The organism is Pseudomonas sp. S09G 359, from assembly GCF_002843605.1.
Classification (GTDB): domain Bacteria; phylum Pseudomonadota; class Gammaproteobacteria; order Pseudomonadales; family Pseudomonadaceae; genus Aquipseudomonas.
Map to the genome: position 1 here is coordinate 5,064,983 of NZ_CP025263.1, position 19,695 is coordinate 5,084,677.

14 protein-coding genes and 1 other RNA gene are annotated in these 19,695 nt (G+C 61.5%); 6 read left to right on the forward strand and 9 right to left on the reverse strand.

Going from position 1 to position 19,695, the window contains the following annotated elements:
• Positions 1 to 123: 123 nt before the first annotated feature.
• The gene (locus CXQ82_RS23095) at positions 124 to 885 is read left to right on the forward strand and encodes an ABC transporter substrate-binding protein (RefSeq protein WP_101272453.1); all 762 of its coding nucleotides are present in this window, start codon (positions 124 to 126) and stop codon (positions 883 to 885) included.
• 55 nt (positions 886 to 940) lie between these two features.
• A complete protein-coding gene (locus CXQ82_RS23100; RefSeq protein ID WP_101272454.1) occupies positions 941 to 1,312 on the forward strand; it encodes a VOC family protein in 372 nt (123 codons plus the stop codon).
• On the opposite strand, the gene CXQ82_RS23105 is transcribed toward CXQ82_RS23100, so the two are convergent.
• Positions 1,226 to 2,185: a DMT family transporter gene (locus CXQ82_RS23105; RefSeq protein ID WP_101272455.1), complete on the reverse strand. Its 960-nt coding sequence runs from the start codon at positions 2,183 to 2,185 to the stop codon at positions 1,226 to 1,228. The genes CXQ82_RS23100 and CXQ82_RS23105 overlap by 87 nt on opposite strands.
• A gap of 102 nt (positions 2,186 to 2,287) precedes the next feature.
• Between CXQ82_RS23105 and CXQ82_RS23110 the strand changes: the two genes are divergently transcribed.
• Both CXQ82_RS23110 and CXQ82_RS23115 read left to right on the forward strand, forming a co-directional pair.
• Entirely contained in the window at positions 2,288 to 3,151 is an 864-nt protein-coding gene (locus tag CXQ82_RS23110; protein WP_101272456.1) for a LysR family transcriptional regulator, read from the forward strand.
• A gap of 61 nt (positions 3,152 to 3,212) precedes the next feature.
• The gene (locus CXQ82_RS23115) at positions 3,213 to 4,121 is read left to right on the forward strand and encodes a DUF2167 domain-containing protein (RefSeq protein WP_101272457.1); all 909 of its coding nucleotides are present in this window, start codon (positions 3,213 to 3,215) and stop codon (positions 4,119 to 4,121) included.
• 57 nt (positions 4,122 to 4,178) lie between these two features.
• On the opposite strand, the gene CXQ82_RS23120 is transcribed toward CXQ82_RS23115, so the two are convergent.
• The 8 genes from CXQ82_RS23120 to CXQ82_RS23155 all read right to left on the reverse strand — a co-directional run bounded on the left by CXQ82_RS23120 (position 4,179) and on the right by CXQ82_RS23155 (position 15,461).
• Entirely contained in the window at positions 4,179 to 4,775 is a 597-nt protein-coding gene (locus tag CXQ82_RS23120) for a hypothetical protein (RefSeq protein WP_101272458.1), read from the reverse strand.
• A gap of 1 nt (position 4,776) precedes the next feature.
• Positions 4,777 to 5,823: an N-acetylmuramidase family protein gene (locus tag CXQ82_RS23125; RefSeq protein ID WP_101272459.1), complete on the reverse strand. Its 1,047-nt coding sequence runs from the start codon at positions 5,821 to 5,823 to the stop codon at positions 4,777 to 4,779.
• 243 nt (positions 5,824 to 6,066) lie between these two features.
• Positions 6,067 to 6,163: signal recognition particle sRNA small type (ffs, locus tag CXQ82_RS23130), an RNA gene on the reverse strand.
• A 209-nt stretch (positions 6,164 to 6,372) separates the two neighbouring features.
• Positions 6,373 to 7,539, reverse strand: a complete 1,167-nt coding sequence (locus CXQ82_RS23135) for a putative zinc-binding metallopeptidase (RefSeq protein ID WP_101272460.1) — start codon at positions 7,537 to 7,539, stop codon at positions 6,373 to 6,375.
• A gap of 197 nt (positions 7,540 to 7,736) precedes the next feature.
• Entirely contained in the window at positions 7,737 to 10,094 is a 2,358-nt protein-coding gene (gene ligA / locus CXQ82_RS23140; RefSeq protein WP_101272461.1) for an NAD-dependent DNA ligase LigA, read from the reverse strand.
• A gap of 87 nt (positions 10,095 to 10,181) precedes the next feature.
• Positions 10,182 to 11,051 (reverse strand): cell division protein ZipA, encoded by an 870-nt coding sequence (gene zipA / locus CXQ82_RS23145; protein WP_101272462.1) that lies wholly within the window; start codon positions 11,049 to 11,051, stop codon positions 10,182 to 10,184.
• A gap of 259 nt (positions 11,052 to 11,310) precedes the next feature.
• Complete coding sequence (smc, locus tag CXQ82_RS23150) at positions 11,311 to 14,799, reverse strand: chromosome segregation protein SMC (protein ID WP_101272463.1); 3,489 nt, start codon at positions 14,797 to 14,799, stop codon at positions 11,311 to 11,313.
• A gap of 2 nt (positions 14,800 to 14,801) precedes the next feature.
• Complete coding sequence (locus CXQ82_RS23155; RefSeq protein ID WP_101272464.1) at positions 14,802 to 15,461, reverse strand: GntR family transcriptional regulator; 660 nt, start codon at positions 15,459 to 15,461, stop codon at positions 14,802 to 14,804.
• 280 nt (positions 15,462 to 15,741) lie between these two features.
• On the opposite strand from CXQ82_RS23155, the gene xdhA reads away from it, so the two are divergent.
• Both xdhA and xdhB read left to right on the forward strand, forming a co-directional pair.
• On the forward strand, positions 15,742 to 17,190 hold the full coding sequence (gene xdhA, locus CXQ82_RS23160; RefSeq protein ID WP_101272465.1) for a xanthine dehydrogenase small subunit: 1,449 nt from the start codon (positions 15,742 to 15,744) through the stop codon (positions 17,188 to 17,190).
• A complete protein-coding gene (xdhB, locus tag CXQ82_RS23165; protein WP_101272466.1) occupies positions 17,183 to 19,582 on the forward strand; it encodes a xanthine dehydrogenase molybdopterin binding subunit in 2,400 nt (799 codons plus the stop codon). The genes xdhA and xdhB overlap by 8 nt, the downstream gene beginning before the upstream one ends.
• Positions 19,583 to 19,695 lie beyond the last annotated feature (113 nt).

Here is a 19,695-nt window from a genome sequence, read left to right on the forward strand (position 1 = left end):
CGCAACTGGGAAGCGGAAGCCGGTAATGCTAGCGGAGCAAGGGGGAAATTGCATCCGGCACGCTCGCCTATTCTGACTAAGCTCTGCTGATTGGCCCCGAAAAGGCCTGAACCCGGAGTGTGTATGCGCGTAGTCCTGGGCGCTTTATGGATGATCACCACGGCTTGCCTGGCGGCGCCTGCACCGTTGCGTTTCTCGGTTTCCGACAGCTGGGCGATGCCCATGGTGCAACTGGAGGACGGCCGGCCCGTGCAGGGCATTTTGTATGACTTGATGTTGAGCCTGGCCACCCAGGTCGGCCGCCCGGCGCAGTTTCAGGTACTGGCCAGGGCGCGCATCTCCGCCGCCATGGAGCATGGCGACATCGACGTGCGCTGTTATGTCACCCAGGCCTGGTTCGAGAATATGTCCGGCGATTACACCTGGAGCATTCCGCTGATGGTGCAGCGCAACCTGCTGATCAGCACCCAGGTTCCCGTACAGCCGGTGCAGGTCAACACGCTGGCGCCCCAATCGATCGGCACGGTGCTCAACTATCGCTACGTCACCCTCGACCCGCTGTTTGCCAGCGGCCAGCTCAGCCGCGATGACGCGCGCAGCGAAGAACAGGTATTGCACAAGCTGGTGGCCGGGCGCTTCAAGTACGCCGTAAGCAACGAATGGATACTCGACCGCTTCAACCAGCACATGCCGGTCGGCAAAAAGCTGCATAAGATTGCCGTGATCGATGAGCAGAAACTCGGCTGCACCGTGCGTAATGACCCGAACGTGCCGGTGCAGCGAATCCTGCGTACGCTGCTGCGGATGCAGATGTCGGGGGAGATCGATGACATCATCCAGCTGTATACCGGAGAACACCCGCCGCTCACTCCTGACAGGAACTGACAGTACGGCCTTATAGACTGGCGCCACTTCCAACGCCCGTCTTCAAGGAGCCTGCATGCACACCGTCGCCCATTATTTCCTGCTGTACGTCGACAGCCCGGCCACCAGCGCCAACTTCTATAGCCGCCTGCTGGGCAAGCCGCCAGTGGAGCTCAACCCGACGTTTGCCCTGTTTATCCTCGACCACGGCGTGAAGCTCGGGCTGTGGTCGCGCCATACCGTGGAACCGGCGGCGCAGCTCACCGGCGGTGGCGGCGAAGTGGGTTTCTCGCTGCCCGACCAGGCCGCCGTGGATGCCTTGCACGCTGAATGGGTGGAGCGTGGCGCGCAGATCATTCAATCACCGGCCCACCTGGATTTCGGCTACACCTTCGTCGCCCAGGACCTTGACGGCCACCGCTTGCGCGCCTTCAGCCTGAGCGATTGACCGCCAGCGCCCTTCCAGGCTGATGGCCGCCACGCTGGCCAACACGATCACCGCGCCCAGCACCACCTGCAGGGCGATGTGCTCGCCCAGCAGCGTCGCGGCCAGCGCCATGGCCACCGGCGGAATCAGGTACATCGCCACCGACGCGCGGCTGACCTCGACATGCTTGAGCACATAACCCCAGGCCAGGTACGCCAGGGCACTCGGGAAAATCCCCAGCACCAGCACCGCCAGGTTCTCCGGCAACGGCGCCTGCGCTACGGCGGCGGGCAGGCCCGGCAGATTGACGCAAAGCATCAGGGTGCCGGCCCACACCATGTAGCACGCCATGGTCAGCGGGCTGTAACGGTGGGCGTAGTGTTTCTGGATGGCGAAATACACGCTCCATGAGCCCGCCGCCAGCAGGATCAACAAGCCACGCGGGTCGATATCGCCGACGCCGTGATCGCCCCAGACCACCACCAGCACGCCCAGCAAGCCCAGCAACACACAGCCCCAGCGCCAAAGGCTGACGCGCTCCTTCAAGCAGAAAAACGCAATCAACACACTGAACAGCGGCGCCGACTGCGCCAACACGCTGGACGCGGCCGCCGTCACCCATTGCTGCCCATAATTAAGGCAAGTGTGGTGCAGGAACACCCCAAAGAACGCCAGCACCAGCAGCCACGGCACGTCCCGCAGGCGTGGCCGGCCGATACCCAGCACCAGCGCCACCGCCGCCATAAACACCGAAGCAATCAGAAACCGCAGCAATGCCAACTGGCCAGGGCTATAGCTGTGCAGCCCCATATGCACGCCAATCGGCGAATAAGCCCAACAGAGGATGACGCTGGCGATCACTAGCGTAAGCTTTACGGGCGAAGGGGTATTCATCGACGGCGTCCAGACATTCAGAAGGAATGCCGTCAGTCTTGGCCCCGCCAAGGCGCAGGACAATTAACCGTTTCTGACATCTGAAATCACTGGAACTGAGCAATGGAACTGGCCCAACTGAAGATGGTACGAGCCGTGGCGCAAACCGGCAGCGTGGCCCAGGCTGCCCTGCAACTGCACTGCGTGCCGTCCAACATCACCACGCGCATCAAGCAGCTGGAAAGCGAGTTGGGCACGCCGTTGTTTATCCGCGCCGGGCGTGGCCTGGCGATCAGCGCCGCCGGTGAGATCTTCCTCGATTACTGTGAGCGCATCCTGGCCCTGGTGGAGGAATCCAAACGTGCCGTGGATGTGAATGCCATCCCCCGTGGCACCTTGCGGATCGGCGCAGTCGAGTCGAGTGCCAGCGGCCGCTTGCCACCGCTGCTGGCGGAATATCACCGGCGCTACCCCGAAGTCAGCCTGGAACTGGTGACCGGCGCCTGGGGCCCGTTGCTCGATGACCTGCAACACCATCGCCTGGATGTGGCGTTGGTCGCCTCCGGCAACAAACGCGCGAAGCTGGAACACAGCGTGGTCTACAGCGAGCGCCTGGTGCTGATCGCCAGCGCCTCCAGCCCGCCGATCCACAGCGCCGGGGACCTGGCGGGCCGCACGCTGCTGGTATGGCCGCCCGGCTGCCCGTATCGCGCCGCATTGGAAAACTGGGTCAAGCCCCATGATTTCAAGCCAGCCATCGCCAGCTATGCCAGTTGGGGCACGATCATCGGTTGCGTGAGTGCGGGGATTGGCGTGGCGTTGGCGCCGGAAGGCATCCTGGCGCGCTATGAACAGGCCAATCAACTGGCGTCCTATCGCTTTGAAGAATTGAAGGCCGTGGACAACCTGCTGTTCTGGCACAAGGACACCCAGCGGCACCTGGCGCGGGATGCGTTTGCCGGGCTGCTGCGGGAGACTTTCGGCTAACCTGTAACAGTTTATTTCATGTATTCTCCCGCGAAATTAATTCAAAATGTAAGGGACTACCATGAATTACTTCCGCCTATTGCTGGCGGCGGCCTTGCTGAGCCTGCCTGTCGCACCCGCCTTTGCCGCCACCGCACCTGCATCTGCACCTGCCGAAGCCAGCGCCCCCGCTGAAACGGCCGAACATTTTCTCGCCTCGCTCAAGCAAAAGACCGGCACGGTCACCCTGCCCAGCGGCATTGCCACCCTCAAGCTAAACGACGAGTTCTACTACCTCGACCCGGCCGACACCGAGCGCCTGCTGACCGATGGCTGGGGCAACCCGCCGGGCTTCAAGACCTTGGGCATGATCGTGCCAAAAGCTGTCAGCCCCTTGTCAGAACGTGGCTGGGGCGTGATCGTCAGTTACAAGAACGACGGGCATATCTCCGACGAGGATGCGGCGAAAATCGACTACGCCGACCTGCTCAAGCAAATGCAGGAAGAAGACGAAGCAGAGAACAAGGAACGCCAGAAACAAGGCTACGCCGGCCTGCACCTGTTGGGCTGGGCCGAGCCGCCGCGCTACGACGACACCAGCCACAAGATGTACTGGGCCCGTGAGTTGAAAGCCGATGACGCCGACCAGAACACCCTCAACTACAGCATTCGCGTGCTGGGCCGCGAGGGCGTGCTGGAACTAAACGCCGTCGCCGCGATGGCCGACCTGGCCACCATCCAGCAGGAAATGCCCAAGGTGCTGGCCTTCACCAACTTCACCGACGGCAACCTGTACACCGACTTCAACCCGAAAACCGACAAGCTCGCGACTTACGGCCTCGCGGCTCTGGTGGCCGGCGGGATTGCCGCCAAGGCCGGGCTGTTCGCCAAGATCGGCATCTTCCTGCTGGCCGCGAAGAAGTTCTTGGTGATCGGTGTGGTGGCGTTGCTCGCCGGGGTCCGCAAGCTGTTCAACCGTAACAAGGCCTGAACGCCACACACAAAAACGCCGCAATGTGCCTGGCACATTGCGGCGCACGCAGATAACTCAGTGCGGTGCAGCCGGTGCGGCCAGGCGGCTGTATTGGTCCTGGCTGATCCAGCCGGTGAATGCACGGTCATCGGCGTTGATGAACTCGACCTGGGCCCAGCCATCCTTGAAGGCCAGCACACCGACCACATCTCTTTTGACGATGTACGAGCGCTTGGCGGCCTTGGCACCAGGGGTTTTCAGCAGGTAGGCCTTGTCGGCGGACACCGTGACCAGGCCGATCCACGGTTTGGCGGCGGTCTGGGTCAAGTCCAGGCCGGTGGCAATCTCCGGCATCAGCACACTCAGGCAACCGGGATGCTCGCGACCCTGCTCCACGGTCAGGGTCACGCCGTCGGCCGAAGGCGCCACACTGCCGGGGTACGCCGCATCGAGCCAGGTGGTCAGCGCAGCGGGCTTGCCTTGCAGGTAAAACGCACAACCGCGGGTCACGCCCTCGCCCATCTCTTCAGCATAAAAGCCTTCAACCTGATGCTCCGGCGTCACCGCCAGCATCAGCCCTTCGTATTTGCCTGAATGCAACCCGGCCGAACCGGCAAAAGCCGACGCCCCGGCGCACAACGACAGCACGCCAACTGCTAGAAAACGCATCATGCTATTTTTTCCCTTCAAGTTTTTCGTAGGCCTTTTGCATAAGCACGTCATAGTTGCCGTAGTCCTCGCCGTTATAGTTACGGGCCATGCCGGTAAAGTCTTTGGCTTTCATGGCTTTCATCAACGCCGGGCTTTTACTGCAAAAACCGAGAAATGCCTTTAGTTGGTTGCCGGCATTTACTTTCAATGCCGCCGAGAACTCAAACACGGTCTTGTAACCGCACGACGCAAAGTTGAACCCCATGATCTGAAACATGCCCCAGGACGCCGACATCAAGGCCGCTTCCTGGTCGAGGGCAAACGCGGTGGCCATGGTTTCCCAGGCCTTGGCCTGGTCCTTGTTATTGGCTTGCCACTGCGGCCCGGCCTTTTTCTTGTAGGGGTACGAAAGCAGCGGGTGCGCCTGGTCGTAGATGTGTTTGGTGTACTTGCGAAACAGGTGCCCTTCAAAGGCGATCACCGGCAACTTGGCCGGCCCGAAACCGGAACGCCCACCGGATTCCACAGTGGCGAAGGCCTTGATGATATTCACCGAAATACCACTGCCCAACTGCGTGGCGGCGTTCTGGAAGTCCGTTTCGCTGAGCGTCATACCCCCATCGCACGTGGCCTGGAGCATCAACTGCCGGTTGCGTCGCTCGGCCTCGACCATCGCGCGCATGCGGTCCAGGTACACATTGACCGTCGCCTGCACCGCATCGCCCTGGTTATTGCCGAACACATTCAAAAAGCTTGGAATGCGCATCGTCGGGAAGGCTTTCACCGGCACTTTCACCGCTTCTTCGATCAGGCTGTTGAAGGTGCGCCCAGTGGGGTCGATCACGCCATCGGGGTGGGCGTATTTGAGATGGCGAAACTGGTATTGGCTGATGCATTGCACCAACTGGCCATCGCACTTACCGTTTTCAGCCAGCGGAAACCCCATCTTGGGAATGATCAAATTGAACAAGTATTGGACGCACTGAACATCGGCGGGCAAGTTACGGGCTTTACCGGGGGCGCCCACCGAAGCGGTGATAAGACGCGGCAACCCTTGCAGGCTTTTCATCACAGACATCCTTGTTAGTTAAAGAAGTGATAGCACTTCAATATCAAGCTGGCACCCTTGTCATATTCTGAAACAAGTGGCCGGCGCAAACTAACAAGGCGGTTTTGGGTTGTCCAGCGGGGGTTTGGAAAGTTGTGAAACAGCCGTCATCGACCGCACAATAAATATTGGCAGTGGCTGGGAAACACGGGATTTGGGTTTGAATCAGAGGGGGTGCTGCAAGAGGGAGCGTTATGGAGGCAACCCCACCAGCCACACCCCGGCACACAATGTTCCCGCTGTGGCTGCTGCCTTCCGGCTCTGACCAGGTTCACGGGTAATCGTTGCGGGGGGACCGATGGGGTCACCATAACGACGCCTGCCTCTCGGCAAGCGGGGCCATTGTACCGATCTCATCGGAAGTTACAACCGTTGGTTCCGGATTAAAAAATGAGAAGGTTCAAGTACTTGCCATGTGGGAGGGGGCTTGCTCCCGATGGCGGTGGATCAGGCAGTGGATTTGCTTGCTGGTATACCGCCATCGGGGGCAAGCCCCCTCCCACAGGTGCTTCATTGTGCCTGTACTACCTCATCGGCCCGGCCGCCCTCTTGCTGGATCACCAGGTGAATAAAGTGCAGCTTGGCGATGACCGCCGGGGGCAGCACGAAGGGGTAGAAATCCGGCTGGCCCATGCTGCGCGACAGTTCATTGAGCATGCCGGCCAGTTCGATCCAGGCGTTGACGAATGCCAGGAACGCCGTGCCGCCGGGGTGTTCCGGGTCGTAGAGGGTGGTGAGGGGGAATGGCTGGTAATCCAGGTCCATCTCGCGGGCGCTCATGCCAAAGCCCAAGGCAGTGTCGACCGCATCCATCATGTGCAGGTAATGCGCCCAGGTTTCGGCCCAGTCTTCCCAGGGGTGCATGGTGGCGTAGGCGCTGACGCAGGTTTGCTGCCAGTCAGGCCGCGGGCCGTTTTGGTAGTGCTGGTCGAGGGCGTCGGCGTAACTGGCGCGTTCGTCGCCGAATATGCGGCGAAAGGGTTCAAGCCGGTGGCTGTTGGCGATCAGGCGATCCCAATAATAATGGCCGACCTCATGGCGAAAATGGCCGAGCAAGGTGCGATAGGGTTCGCGCATCTGCACGCGGATTTTCTCGCGGTGGGCGTCGTCGGCTTCTTTGATGTCGAGGGTGATCAGGCCGTTGGCGTGGCCGGTCATGGGCGCGTTGCCTTCGAGGTCGATGCCTACGAAGTCGAACGCCAGGCCGTTGTCTTCGTCGACACTTTTAGGCACCACTTGCAGGCCGAGGCTGATCAGTTGCGCCACCAGGCGGCGTTTGGCTGTTTCCACCTTGCGCCAGCGCTCGGGGTTTTCCGGGACGGACAAGTCGGGGATGGTGCGATTGAGGCTGCAGGCCACACACAACGGCGCGGTGCTGTGGGCCGGGATCAGCCAGTTGCAGGCGGCTGGAGTGTCGAGGTTGGCGCAGCGGCGGAAGGCGCCGGCGTCGAGGTTGTCGTCTTGCAGCCAGGTGTCGACGACGGGCCCGGGTTGCAGGGACGACAAGCGGCTCTGTTGTGGCTGATAGCCCAACAGCGCCTGGCAGGCCAGGCATTGGCTGTTGCGGAAGAACAGGGATTGCCCGCAACGGCACTGCCACACTTTGCTGTTGCGGGATGAGCCCGCCGTGAACGGTGCAGCGATGCGCGAACTGAGTTGCTCGAAGTAGCGGAACATGGCGATCTCTCCCTGGGTGACTGAGACTAGATCATTTCCTCTTCGAGATCGTTCCACTTTGGTAATGAGCGGGGCTGCTGCGCAGCCCAACGCGGGCAAGCCCGCTCGCCACAACAAGCCTGTTAGCAACAACAAGCTTGCTGATCACAACAGGCCTGCTTGCCACAACAGGCGGGGTTGTTACAACACGCGAGCTGCTACACGGTGATGTTGTGTTTGGCCAGGAAGGCGACGAAGGCTTCTTCGTCGAGGACTTTCAGGCCCAGTTCGCTGGCCTTGGCCAGTTTGGAACCGGCGCCCGGGCCGGCCACCACGCAGTGGGTTTTCGCCGAGACGGAACCGGCCACCTTGGCGCCGAGGCTTTCGAGCTTGTCCTTGGCCACATCGCGGCTCATCAGTTCCAGGGAACCGGTGAGTACCCAGGTGTGGCCGGCTTCGGGCAGGCCTTCGACCACCTTCTTCTCGCTCTGCCAGTGCATGCCGAAGTCCTTGAGCTGCTGCTCGATGGCCAGGGCACGGTTGGCGTTGTCCGGGTTATCGAAAAACTCTCGTACGGCCTTGGCTTGCTTCTCGGGCAGTGCCTGGCGCATATCCAGCCAATCCGCCTTGATCACGCCTTCGAGGCTGCCGAACTTGTCCGCCAGTTTCTGCGCGGCGCCCGGGCCCACGGAAGGCACGTGCAGTTTGTCGAGCAAGCCACCGAGTGTGGTGCTGGCGGCAAACTCGGCGCTCAGCTCGCCCTGCTCCTGCAATTGCAGGCCGCATTCATCCGGCGACAGCAGCGCGCCGATCACGTCCTGGTTATGGCTGTCTTCAAAGAAGCTGTGGATCTCATGCGCCACTTCCAGGCCGACGTCCGGCAAGTACGTCAGCACTTCCGGCAAGGCCCGCTGCACGCGCTCCAGGGAGGCCAGGGAGCGCGCCAGCACCTTGGCGGTCTCCTCGCCCACATCCGGGATGCCCAGCGCGTAGATGAACCGCGCCAGGGTCGGCGTCTTGCTGTTTTCGATGGCGGTGATCAGCTTCTTGCTGGAGATATCGGCGAAGCCTTCCAGGTCGATGATCTGCTCGTACTTGAGCTTGTAGAGGTCGGCCGGCGAACCGATGAGCTTTTCATCCACCAACTGCTCGATGGTCTTGTCGCCCAGGCCGTCGATGTCCATGGCGCGGCGCGAGACGAAGTGAATAATCGCCTGCTTGAGTTGCGCGCCACAGGCCAGGCGCCCAACGCAGCGGTACACCGCGCCTTCGCTGACGGTTTCCTTGCCCTTGCTGCGTTTGACCAGCTGCGTACGTTCCACATGCGAACCGCACACCGGGCAGCTTTCGGGGATCGGCACCGCGCGGGCGTTTTCCGGGCGGCGTTCGAGGACCACCGACACCACCTGCGGGATGACGTCGCCGGCGCGGCGGATGATCACGGTGTCGCCGATCATCACGCCCAGGCGCGCAACCTCATCCATGTTATGCAACGTGGCGTTGGACACCGTGACGCCAGCCACCTTGACCGGTTTAAGGCGCGCCACCGGGGTTACGGCGCCGGTGCGGCCGACCTGGAATTCGACGTCGAGCAGTTCGGTCAATTCTTCCAGGGCCGGGAATTTATGCGCGATGGCCCAACGCGGCTCGCGGGCACGGAAGCCCAGCTCCCGCTGCGAGGCAATGCTGTTGACCTTGAACACCACGCCGTCGATTTCATAGGGCAGGCTGTTACGCCGCTCGCCGATATCGCGGTAGTAGTCGAGGCAGTCCTGGATGCCTTTGGCCAGTTTCAGTTCATGACTGATCGGCATGCCCCACTTCTGCAACTGCTGCAGGTTGCCGATATGGGTGTCGCTGATATCGGTGGTCACGCCATAGCAGCAGAATTCCAACGGGCGGCTGGCGGTGATTTTCGAGTCCAACTGGCGCAGGCTGCCGGCGGCGGCGTTGCGCGGGTTGGCGAAGGTCTTGCCGCCGACCTCCAGCTGCGAGGCATTGAGCCGCTCGAAACCGGCCTTGGACATGAACACTTCGCCGCGCACTTCCAGGGTCGCCGGCCAGCCACTGCCGTGCAGTTTCAGTGGGATATTGCGCACGGTGCGCACGTTGACGCTGATGTCTTCACCGGTGGTGCCATCACCCCGGGTGGCGCCACGCACCAACTCACCGTCCTGATACAACAGGCTGACCGCCAGGCCATCCAGCTTGGGCTCGCAGCTGTATTCCACCGCAGCGCCAGCGCCGAACAGATCGCCCGCCGGCAGGTCGAGGCCTTCGGTCACGCGGCGATCAAATTCGAGCATGGTGGTTTCATCGAAGGCGTTGCCGAGGCTGAGCATCGGAATTTCATGCTTCACCTGGGTAAACGCCGACAGCGCCGCACTGCCGACCCGCTGCGTCGGCGAGTCACGCGTCACCAGTTCCGGGTGCTCGGCCTCCAGGGCCTTGAGTTCGTGGAACAAGCGGTCGTACTCGGCGTCCGGAATGCTCGGCTCGTCGAGGACGTGGTAACGGTAGTTGTGCTGATCCAGTTCAGCGCGCAGTTCGAGGATGCGGGTGTGGGCGGCGGTCATGGGTGTTCTCTCATAAAGCAAAAGAGCAGCCGAAGCTGCTCAATATGTTAGTGCGCTTATTCTACTGACAACGCTGGAAACCAATCCTCAGCGTTTCTGTGTCAGGGCGCGACGCTCGAACTCGACGATGCGCTGACGGTAGTGCTCGATGGTCTGGGCAGTCAGGACGCTGCGTTGGTCGTCCTTGAGCTCGCCGTTGAGTTCCTGGGACAGCTTGCGGGCGGCGGCCACCATCACGTCGAACGCTTGTTTCGGGTGACGCGGGCCTGGCAAACCGAGGAAGAAGCTCACCGCCGGGGTGCTGAACAGGTCGATATCGTCGAGGTCGAAGGTGCCTGGCTTGACCGCGTTGGCCATGGAGAACAGCACTTCGCCATTGCCAGCCATGCTTTCGTGACGGTGGAAGATATCCATCTCGCCAAAACGCAGGCCGCTTTCGAGGATGTTCTGCAACAGTGCCGGGCCTTTGAAGCCGGCGGCGTCGCGGCAGATCACGCTGATCACCAGGACTTCTTCGGCAGCCGGCTGGTCGTTGACCGATTGGCGCGGCGCGGTCGACGTCTTGCCGACGTTTTCATCCGGGAAATCATCGTCGCGGCTGCTGAAGCTAGGCCCTTCGTCCACGTCGAGGTTGAGGTCGCCCTGATGTGGCTCGGCAACCGCCGCGCTCGCGCGTTTGCCACGCTTGGAGGACGGCTCGCGGGCTTCACGCAGCGGCGCGCTCATCGACGGCAAGTCGTGCTCGTCCAGCTGTGGTTCTTTGTGGGTATCCAGCACACGGGGCGGCCCCAGCAGCTCGGCGCTGCCGTCGTCGTCGGGCAAGTTGGACAGGTTGCGGTCCAGACGGAATTTGAGCTTGCCCTTGCCACCGCGCATGCGGCGCCAGCCATCAAAAAGAATACCGGCAATGACAATAATGCCGATGACGATCAGCCACTCGCGCAGACCGATTTCCATGTAATCCCGTGCCTCTAATAAAAAATGCTGAAAAATAAGGGGTTTAGCAACGTGCAAACCGCTTTAAAACGTGGCGCCAACTCTATGTTCTGGCTGACGTTTTACCCACGCACACGAAAATTTGACATTAAACTAGCACGACCAAAGATAACTTTACACCGTCTGTCAAAATGCCTTGAACAAATATGTCCATTTGCCACTTTCGCCAGACCGGTAAACGACCTTACATCGCGCTACAAAAAATCTCTCAAGGCGTGGCTCAGGATTCCACCATCGCCATCGCTTCTTCCACATCCACGGCCACCAATCGCGAACAGCCCGGCTCATGCATCGTGACGCCCATCAGCTGATCAGCCATTTCCATGGCGATCTTGTTGTGGGTGATGTAGATGAACTGCACGGTCTGGGACATCTCTTTGACCAAACGCGCGTAGCGTCCAACGTTAGCGTCATCCAGCGGGGCGTCAACTTCATCGAGCATGCAGAACGGCGCCGGGTTCAACTTGAAGATGGCAAATACCAAGGCCAATGCGGTCAGGGCTTTCTCGCCGCCGGACAACAAATGGATGGTGCTGTTCTTCTTGCCCGGAGGCCGCGCCATGATCGTTACCCCTGTATCGAGTAGATCTTCGCCCGTCAGTTCCAAGTAAGCGCTGCCACCGCCGAAAACTTTTGGGAATAACGCCTGTAAACCGCCATTAATCTGATCAAAGGTATCTTTGAAGCGGTTGCGGGTTTCCTTGTCGATCTTGCGGATCACGTTTTCCAGGGTGTCCAAGGCTTCCACCAAGTCGGCGTCCTGGGCATCCAGATAACGTTTACGCTCGGACTGCTGCTGGTATTCATCGATGGCCGCGAGGTTGATCGCGCCCAGGCGTTGGATACGTGCGGCAATCCGCTCAAGTTCTTCTTCGGCGTCTTTTTCGTTGGCCTGTGCGGTCAAGGTATTGAGCACGCCGTGCAGGTCGTAGCCGTCTTCCAGCAACTGGTCTTGCAGGGTCTTGCGGCGCACGGTCAGGGCTTGCCATTCCATGCGCTGCTGCTCGAGCTGGCCGCGGATCAGCTGGGACTGCTGCTCGGCCTGGGTCCGGCGTTTTTCGGCGTCGCGCAGTTCGCGGTCGGCGTCTTCCAGGGCGATCTGTGCAGTCTTGAGTTCTTCGTCGACGGTCATGCGTTTGTCGAGCAACTCTTCGAGCTTGAGGCGCAACTCTTCCAGGGGCGCTTCGCCCTCTTCAAGGTTGAGGCTCAGTTGCTCGCGCTTTTCGGTAAGGCGTTCGGATTGCATCTCCAGGCGCTCAAGGGCCTGGGCCGTGGAATTATGCTGAGCCTTGAGCGAGCCCAGGCGCACCGCCAATTGGTGGGCGTGGTCCTTGTGCTGGCGGGCTTCCTGGCGCACGCGGTCGAGGCGCTCGCGCAGGCTGTCGCGCTGGGCCAGCAGCAGCTCGCGCTGCTCGGTGTCCAGCGCCATGCTGTCGAGGGCTTCCTGCAACTGCAGGCGCGCTTCACCGATCTGTTCGTGTTCGAGGGCGCGCTGCTCGCCCATCTCGGCGACTTCTTCGTCGAGGCGCGTACGACGCAGGGTCAGTTGCTCGACCTTGGCCTTGCTCGCCGACAGTTGGGCTTTCAGTTCGCCTTGCTGGCGCGCCTCGTCCTGCAACAGTCGGCGCAGGTGCTCGCGGCCGGTCTCTTGCTGACGCTGGGTGGCGCGCAGGGTTTGCAGTTCGGTTTCCAAGCGTTCCAAGGTGGCTTCGCGCTCTTCACGCTCGGCGCTCAGGTTGACGATTTCCTGGCCACGGGCCAATACGCCGCTTTCCGCTTCACTGGCGCGGCGCACCCGCAGGAAGTGCCGCCCGACCCAATAGCCGTCGCGGCTGATCAGGCTTTCGCCGGCTGCCAGTTGGCCGCGCTGGGCCAATGCCTGTTCCAGGGACTCCACCGGTTTGACCTGGCCGAGCCAGGGCGACAGATCAATCGCCGCCTCGACTTTATCCAGCAGGCTGCCCGGCACCCGCACGCCATCGGCGGCCGGGCTGAGCAAACGCAGATCGCCCTGGGCAAAACCGGCCAGGTCGAAGCCGCCAAAATCGTCCACCAGCACGGCTTGCAGGTCGGCGCCTAAAACGGTTTCCACCGCCAGCTCCCAACCGGCTTCAACTTTTAACCCTTCGGCCAGGCGCGGGCGCTCGGCCAGATGCTGGTCGCGCAACCACTCGGCGGTGCCGGTGCCCGGGTCCAGCGCGGCTTGCTGCAAGGCCTCGAGGGAGGCCAACCGGCCGTTGAGCCGCTGCAAATCGCCCTGGGCTTGCTGCTGCGCCTGGGTCGCCTGTTGCAGCTGCTGACGCAATTGCTCCAGGCGCTCCACTTGCTGTTCTTCGCTGGCCTCCAGCTCTTCGAGGGTCATCTCGCTTTCGGCGAGTTGCTCACTCAGTTCCATGATCGCCGCGTCTTCCGGGTCGGCGGCGAGCAATGCGCGCTCTTCCTGCATGCGGCGCTGGCGCTCGGCCAGGCGTTCCATGCTGGTTTCCAGCTGTTGGATGCGCGACTGCTGCACTTCGGCCTGGCGGCGCGGTTCGGCAGATTGCAGGTTGAAGGTGTCCCACTGCTCCTGCCAACCGTGCATGGTGGTTTCGGATTCTTCCAGCGCGGCGGCGGCTTCTTCGGCGGCGGCGCTGGTGATTTCCTGCTCGGGGGTGAGCATGTCCAGCTCTTCGCCGAGGGTCAGCAGCAGCGTGCGGTCGTGGCCCAGATGCGATTCGGTTTCCAACCGCGCGCGCTCGGCTTCTTTCAAGTCGTCCTGCAACTGGCGCAAACGCTGCTGGCCGTGCTGGATGCTCTGCTCGACGCGGGCGATATCGCCGCCCACCGAATAGAAGCGCCCCTGCACCAGATTGAAGCGCTCGGACAGGTCGTGGTGCCCATCACGCAGGCGCTCGATGCTGGCGTCGGCATTACGTTGCTCGGCCACCAGGGCTTCGAAGCTGATTTCCTGGGTGCCGATAATCGCTTCGCGCTGGCCCACCTGGTCATTCAGCGCCTGCCAACGCAGGGCCGACAGTTGCGCCTTGAGCTGGCGCTCCTCGCCCTTGTATTCCTGATACTTCTCGGCGGCCTGGGCCTGGCGGTGCAGGCGCTCGAGTTGACGCTCCAGCTCTTCGCGCAGGTCGGTCAGGCGGGCGAGGTTTTCATGGGTGCGGCGGATACGGTTTTCGGTCTCGCGGCGGCGCTCCTTGTACTTGGAGATGCCGGCGGCTTCCTCGATAAAGTTGCGCAGGTCTTCGGGCTTGGCTTCGATCAGCTTGGAGATCATGCCCTGTTCGATGATCGAGTAGCTGCGCGGGCCCAGGCCGGTGCCGAGGAAGATGTCGGTGATATCGCGTCGACGGCATTTGGTGCCGTTGAGGAAGTAACTGTTCTGGCTGTCGCGCGTGACTTTACGGCGGATCGAGATCTCCGCGTAGGCCGCGTACTCACCGATCAGCGTGCCGTCGGAGTTGTCGAACACCAGTTCGATGCTGGCCTGGCTCACTGGCTTGCGGCTGGTGGAGCCGTTGAAGATGACGTCGGTCATCGACTCGCCACGCAGGTTTTTTGCCGAGCTCTCGCCCATCACCCAGCGTACGGCGTCGATGATGTTCGACTTGCCGCAACCATTGGGCCCGACCACCGCCGCCATGTTACTGGGGAAGTTCACCGTGGTCGGGTCGACGAAGGATTTGAACCCCGCCAGTTTGATGCACTTGAGCCGCACGCTTAGGCGTCCGCCAACGCTGCGATAACCAATGAGGAACTGCGCTGGCAGTAGGCCGACAGTACTTGGCGAATCTGCGGCAGGTCACGGGCAAGTACGGCGGCGAGCAATTGCTCGAACAGTGCCAGGTATTCGCTCATCGACGCCTTGCGCTGATCCAGGGCCAGGTAATAGGCGCGGTTCATCGCCGGTTGCAGGTTCTCGACGGTTTCCTGCAAATACGGGTTATTGGCGAAGGGGTACGCGGCGCGCATCACGTTGAAGCACTCTTCGACGAAGGCGCGGATGTCCTGGCGCTCGAAGTTGCCGACAAGACGCTGCTGGATCTGCACGAACGGCGCCATGTCGGCCTGGGTCTGCCAACCTTCGGCAACCGCATTGCCCAGCAAGATGTACAACTCGCTCATCAAGGTGCACAGGCTCTGCACCTTGTGCGCGGTGAGCTCGGTGACGTGGGCGCCACGGCGCGGCAGGATCGCGATCAAGTGACGGCGTTCAAGGATCAGCAGGGCTTCACGCACGGAACCACGGCTGACATTGAGTGCCAGCGTGACTTTCTGCTCCTGGATCCGCTCCCCAGGCTTGAGATCGCCGCGAATGATACGTTCGGCGAGGTGATGAGCGATTTGCTCGGCGAGACTGTCCGGCGCCTTGAACGTCATGTTTTCCCTTCAAAATCTTCTATCGATACAAGCGCGGCAGTGTAGCGCATTGGCTGGCTGATGGCGCTACGCCCACGGTGGCGAATTTGGCACGGAATAAGCAGCAATGAAAAGCCATAAGCCCGTAAAAACGCCGGTTTCAGAAGACTGAACCATAATTGAAAGTGTTGCGATCGCAATTTCTTGACCTTCTGGTCAGAAAATCGTTGACCGAAAAGTCAGACATGACTAGATTCGGCGCAAAGCGGTTAACAACAATAATGAGTCTGCGAGGCCTTCCGTGATCCAGTTTTTACTTAACCAGGAACTCCGTAGCGAGCACGCCCTGGACCCCAACCTGACTGTGCTCAACTATTTGCGCGAGCACCTGGGCAAATCCGGTACCAAGGAAGGCTGCGCCAGCGGCGACTGCGGCGCGTGCACCGTGGTGGTCGGCGAGCTGCACAGCGACGCACAAGGCGCGGAGCAGATTCGTTATCGCAGCCTCAATTCGTGCCTGACCTTTGTCTCGTCCCTGCACGGCAAGCAGTTGATCAGCGTCGAAGACCTCAAGCACCAGGGCCAACTGCACAGCGTGCAACAGGCCATGGTCGAGTGCCACGGCTCGCAATGCGGCTTTTGCACCCCAGGGTTTGTGATGTCGTTGTTCGCCCTGCAAAAGAACAGCGACGCCCCCGACAGTCAAAAAGCCCACGAAGCCCTGGCCGGCAACCTGTGCCGCTGCACCGGTTATCGCCCGATCCTCGCCGCCGCCGAGCAGGCTTGCTGCAACAAACCGCTGGACCAGTTCGACAGCCGCCAAGCCGAAACCATCGCGCGCCTCAAAGCCATCGCGCCGACGCAAACCGGTGAACTCAACAGCGGCGACAAACGCTGCCTGGTACCGCTCACCGTCGCCGACCTGGCCGACCTCTACGACGCCTACCCGCAAGCCCGCCTGCTGGCCGGCGGCACTGACCTGGCGCTGGAAGTCACGCAGTTCCACCGCACCCTGCCGGTGATGATCTACGTGGGCAACATTGAAGAAATGAAGCGCATCGAATCTTTCGACGACCGCCTGGAAATCGGCGCCGCCACCGCCCTCTCCGACTGCTACACCGCGCTGCACCACGAATACCCGGACTTCGGCGAGTTGCTGCACCGCTTCGCCTCCTTGCAGATCCGCAACCAGGGCACGCTGGGCGGCAATATCGGCAACGCCTCGCCGATTGGCGATTCGCCGCCGCTGCTGATCGCCCTTGGCGCGCAGATCGTGCTGTGCAAGGGCACTACCCGCCGCACCCTGGCGCTGGAAGACTACTTTATCGACTACCGCGTCACCGCGCGGCAGGACAGCGAATTCATCGAGAAAATCATCGTCCCCAAGGGCCATGCGCTGTTCCGTGCCTATAAGGTCTCCAAGCGCCTGGACGATGACATTTCTGCCGTCTGCGCCGCCTTCAACCTGAAGATTGAAAACGGAGTGATCAACGCAGCCCGCGTCGCGTTCGGTGGCATGGCCGCCACACCAAAACGCGCCAAAAGCTGCGAAGCCGTGTTGGTCGGCGCCACCTGGAATGCCGCCACCGTGGAAAAAGCCTGCGCGGCCCTGGCCGAGGATTTCACCCCGCTGTCGGACTTCCGCGCCAGCAAGGAATACCGCCTGCTCAGCGCGCAAAACCTGCTGCGTAAATACTTTATCGAGCTGCAAACGCCACACATCGAGACTCGGGTGACCGCTTATGTCTAACCATCACGCCGTCGTTAAAACCCAGGCCGAACTCGCCGAATTGTTTGCCCAGGACCTGACCTCCGGGGTCGGCCGCAGCGTCAAGCATGACAGCGCCGCCAAGCACGTCTCCGGTGAGGCGCAGTACATCGATGACCGCCTGGAATTCCCCAACCAATTGCACCTGTATGCGCGCATGTCCGACCGCGCCCACGCCCGCATCATCAGCATCGACACCGCGCCCTGCTACGCCTTCGAAGGCGTGCGCATCGCCATCACCCACGAGGATGTGCCGGGCCTGAAAGACATCGGCCCGTTGATGCCCGGCGACCCGTTGCTGGCCATCGACACTGTGCAGTTCGTTGGCCAAGTGGTCCTGGCCGTGGCCGCCCGCGACCTGGAAACCGCGCGCAAGGCCGCCATGGCCGCCGTGATCGAATACGAAGACCTGGAGCCGGTGCTGGACGTGGTCGAGGCGTTTCGCAAAAAACACTTCGTGCTGGACAGCCACACCCATCAGCGCGGTGATTCGGTGGGCGCATTGGCGACGGCGAAAAACCGCATCCAGGGCACCCTGCATATCGGCGGCCAGGAACACTTTTACCTGGAAACCCAGATTTCCTCGGTAATGCCCACCGAAGACGGCGGCATGATCGTCTACTGCTCCACGCAAAACCCCACCGAAGTGCAGAAACTGGTGGCCGAAGTGCTCGACGTGTCGATGAACAAAATCGTCGTCGACATGCGCCGCATGGGCGGTGGTTTCGGCGGCAAGGAAACCCAGGCCGCCAGCCCCGCGTGCCTGTGTGCAGTGGTGGCGCGCCTGACCGGGCAGCCGACCAAGATGCGCCTGCCGCGCGTCGAAGACATGCTGATGACCGGCAAGCGCCACCCCTTCTATATCGAATACGACGTGGGCTTCGACGACAGCGGCCGCCTGCACGGGATCAACCTGGACCTGGCGGGTAACTGCGGCTGCTCGCCGGACCTGTCCAACTCGATTGTCGACCGCGCGATGTTCCACTCCGATAACTCGTATTACCTGGGCGACGCCACGGTCAACGGCCATCGCTGCAAGACCAACACCGCGTCCAACACCGCCTATCGCGGCTTCGGTGGCCCGCAAGGCATGGTCGCCATCGAGGAAGTCATGGACGCCATCGCCCGTCACTTGGCGCTGGACCCATTGGCCGTGCGCAAGGCCAACTACTACGGCAAGACCGAGCGTAACGTCACCCACTACTACCAGACCGTCGAGCACAACATGCTCGACGAGATGACCGCCGAGCTTGAGGCCAGCAGCCAATACGCCGAACGCCGCGAAGCGATCCGCCTGTACAACGCCCACAGCCCGATCCTGAAAAAAGGCCTGGCGCTGACCCCGGTGAAATTCGGCATTTCGTTCACCGCCAGCTTCTTGAACCAAGCGGGCGCGCTGATCCATATCTACACCGACGGCAGTATCCACCTGAACCACGGCGGCACCGAGATGGGCCAGGGTTTGAACACCAAGGTCGCGCAGGTGGTGGCCGAGGTGTTCCAGGTCGACATCGACCGTGTGCAAATCACCGCCACCAACACCGACAAGGTGCCCAACACCTCGCCGACTGCCGCCTCCAGCGGTGCCGACCTGAACGGCAAGGCCGCGCAGAACGCCGCCGAAACCATCAAGCAGCGCCTGGTGGAGTTCGCTGCGCGCAAATACGACGTGAGCGAAGCGGACGTGGAATTCCACAACGGCCATGTGCGCGTGCGTGACCAGATCCTGACCTTCGAAGCCTTGATCCAGCAGGCGTATTTCGCCCAGGTGTCGCTGTCGAGCACCGGCTTTTACAAGACCCCGAAAATCTTCTACGACCGCAGCCAGTCGCGCGGGCGGCCGTTCTATTACTTCGCCTTCGGCGCGGCCTGCTGCGAAGTGATCGTCGACACCCTGACCGGCGAATACAAGATGCTGCGTACCGACATCCTCCACGACGTGGGCGCCTCGCTGAACCCGGCCATCGACATCGGCCAGGTCGAAGGCGGCTTTATCCAGGGCATGGGCTGGCTGACCATGGAAGAGCTGGTGTGGAATAACAAGGGCAAGCTGATGACCAACGGCCCGGCCAGCTACAAGATCCCGGCCGTGGCGGACATGCCCCTGGATTTGCGCGTGAAGCTGGTGGAAAACCGCAAGAACCCGGAAGACACGGTGTTCCACTCCAAGGCCGTGGGTGAGCCGCCGTTCATGCTCGGGATTGCCTCGTGGTGTGCGATCAAGGATGCGGTGGCGAGTTTGGGTGACTACCGCCATCAGCCCAAAATTGATGCGCCGGCAACGCCGGAGCGGGTGTTGTGGGGGTGTGAGCAGATGCGGCAGTTGACCGCTGCTGTGGCTGTGGAGACCGAAACTGAGTTGGCTTCGCTTTAGACCGAGGCGCTGCCATCGGGGGCAAGCCCCACTCCCACATTTTTATCTGTGAATACCTTCAAATGTGGGAGGGGGCTTGCCCCCGATGACGGCCTCACAGACACCACAAGAGG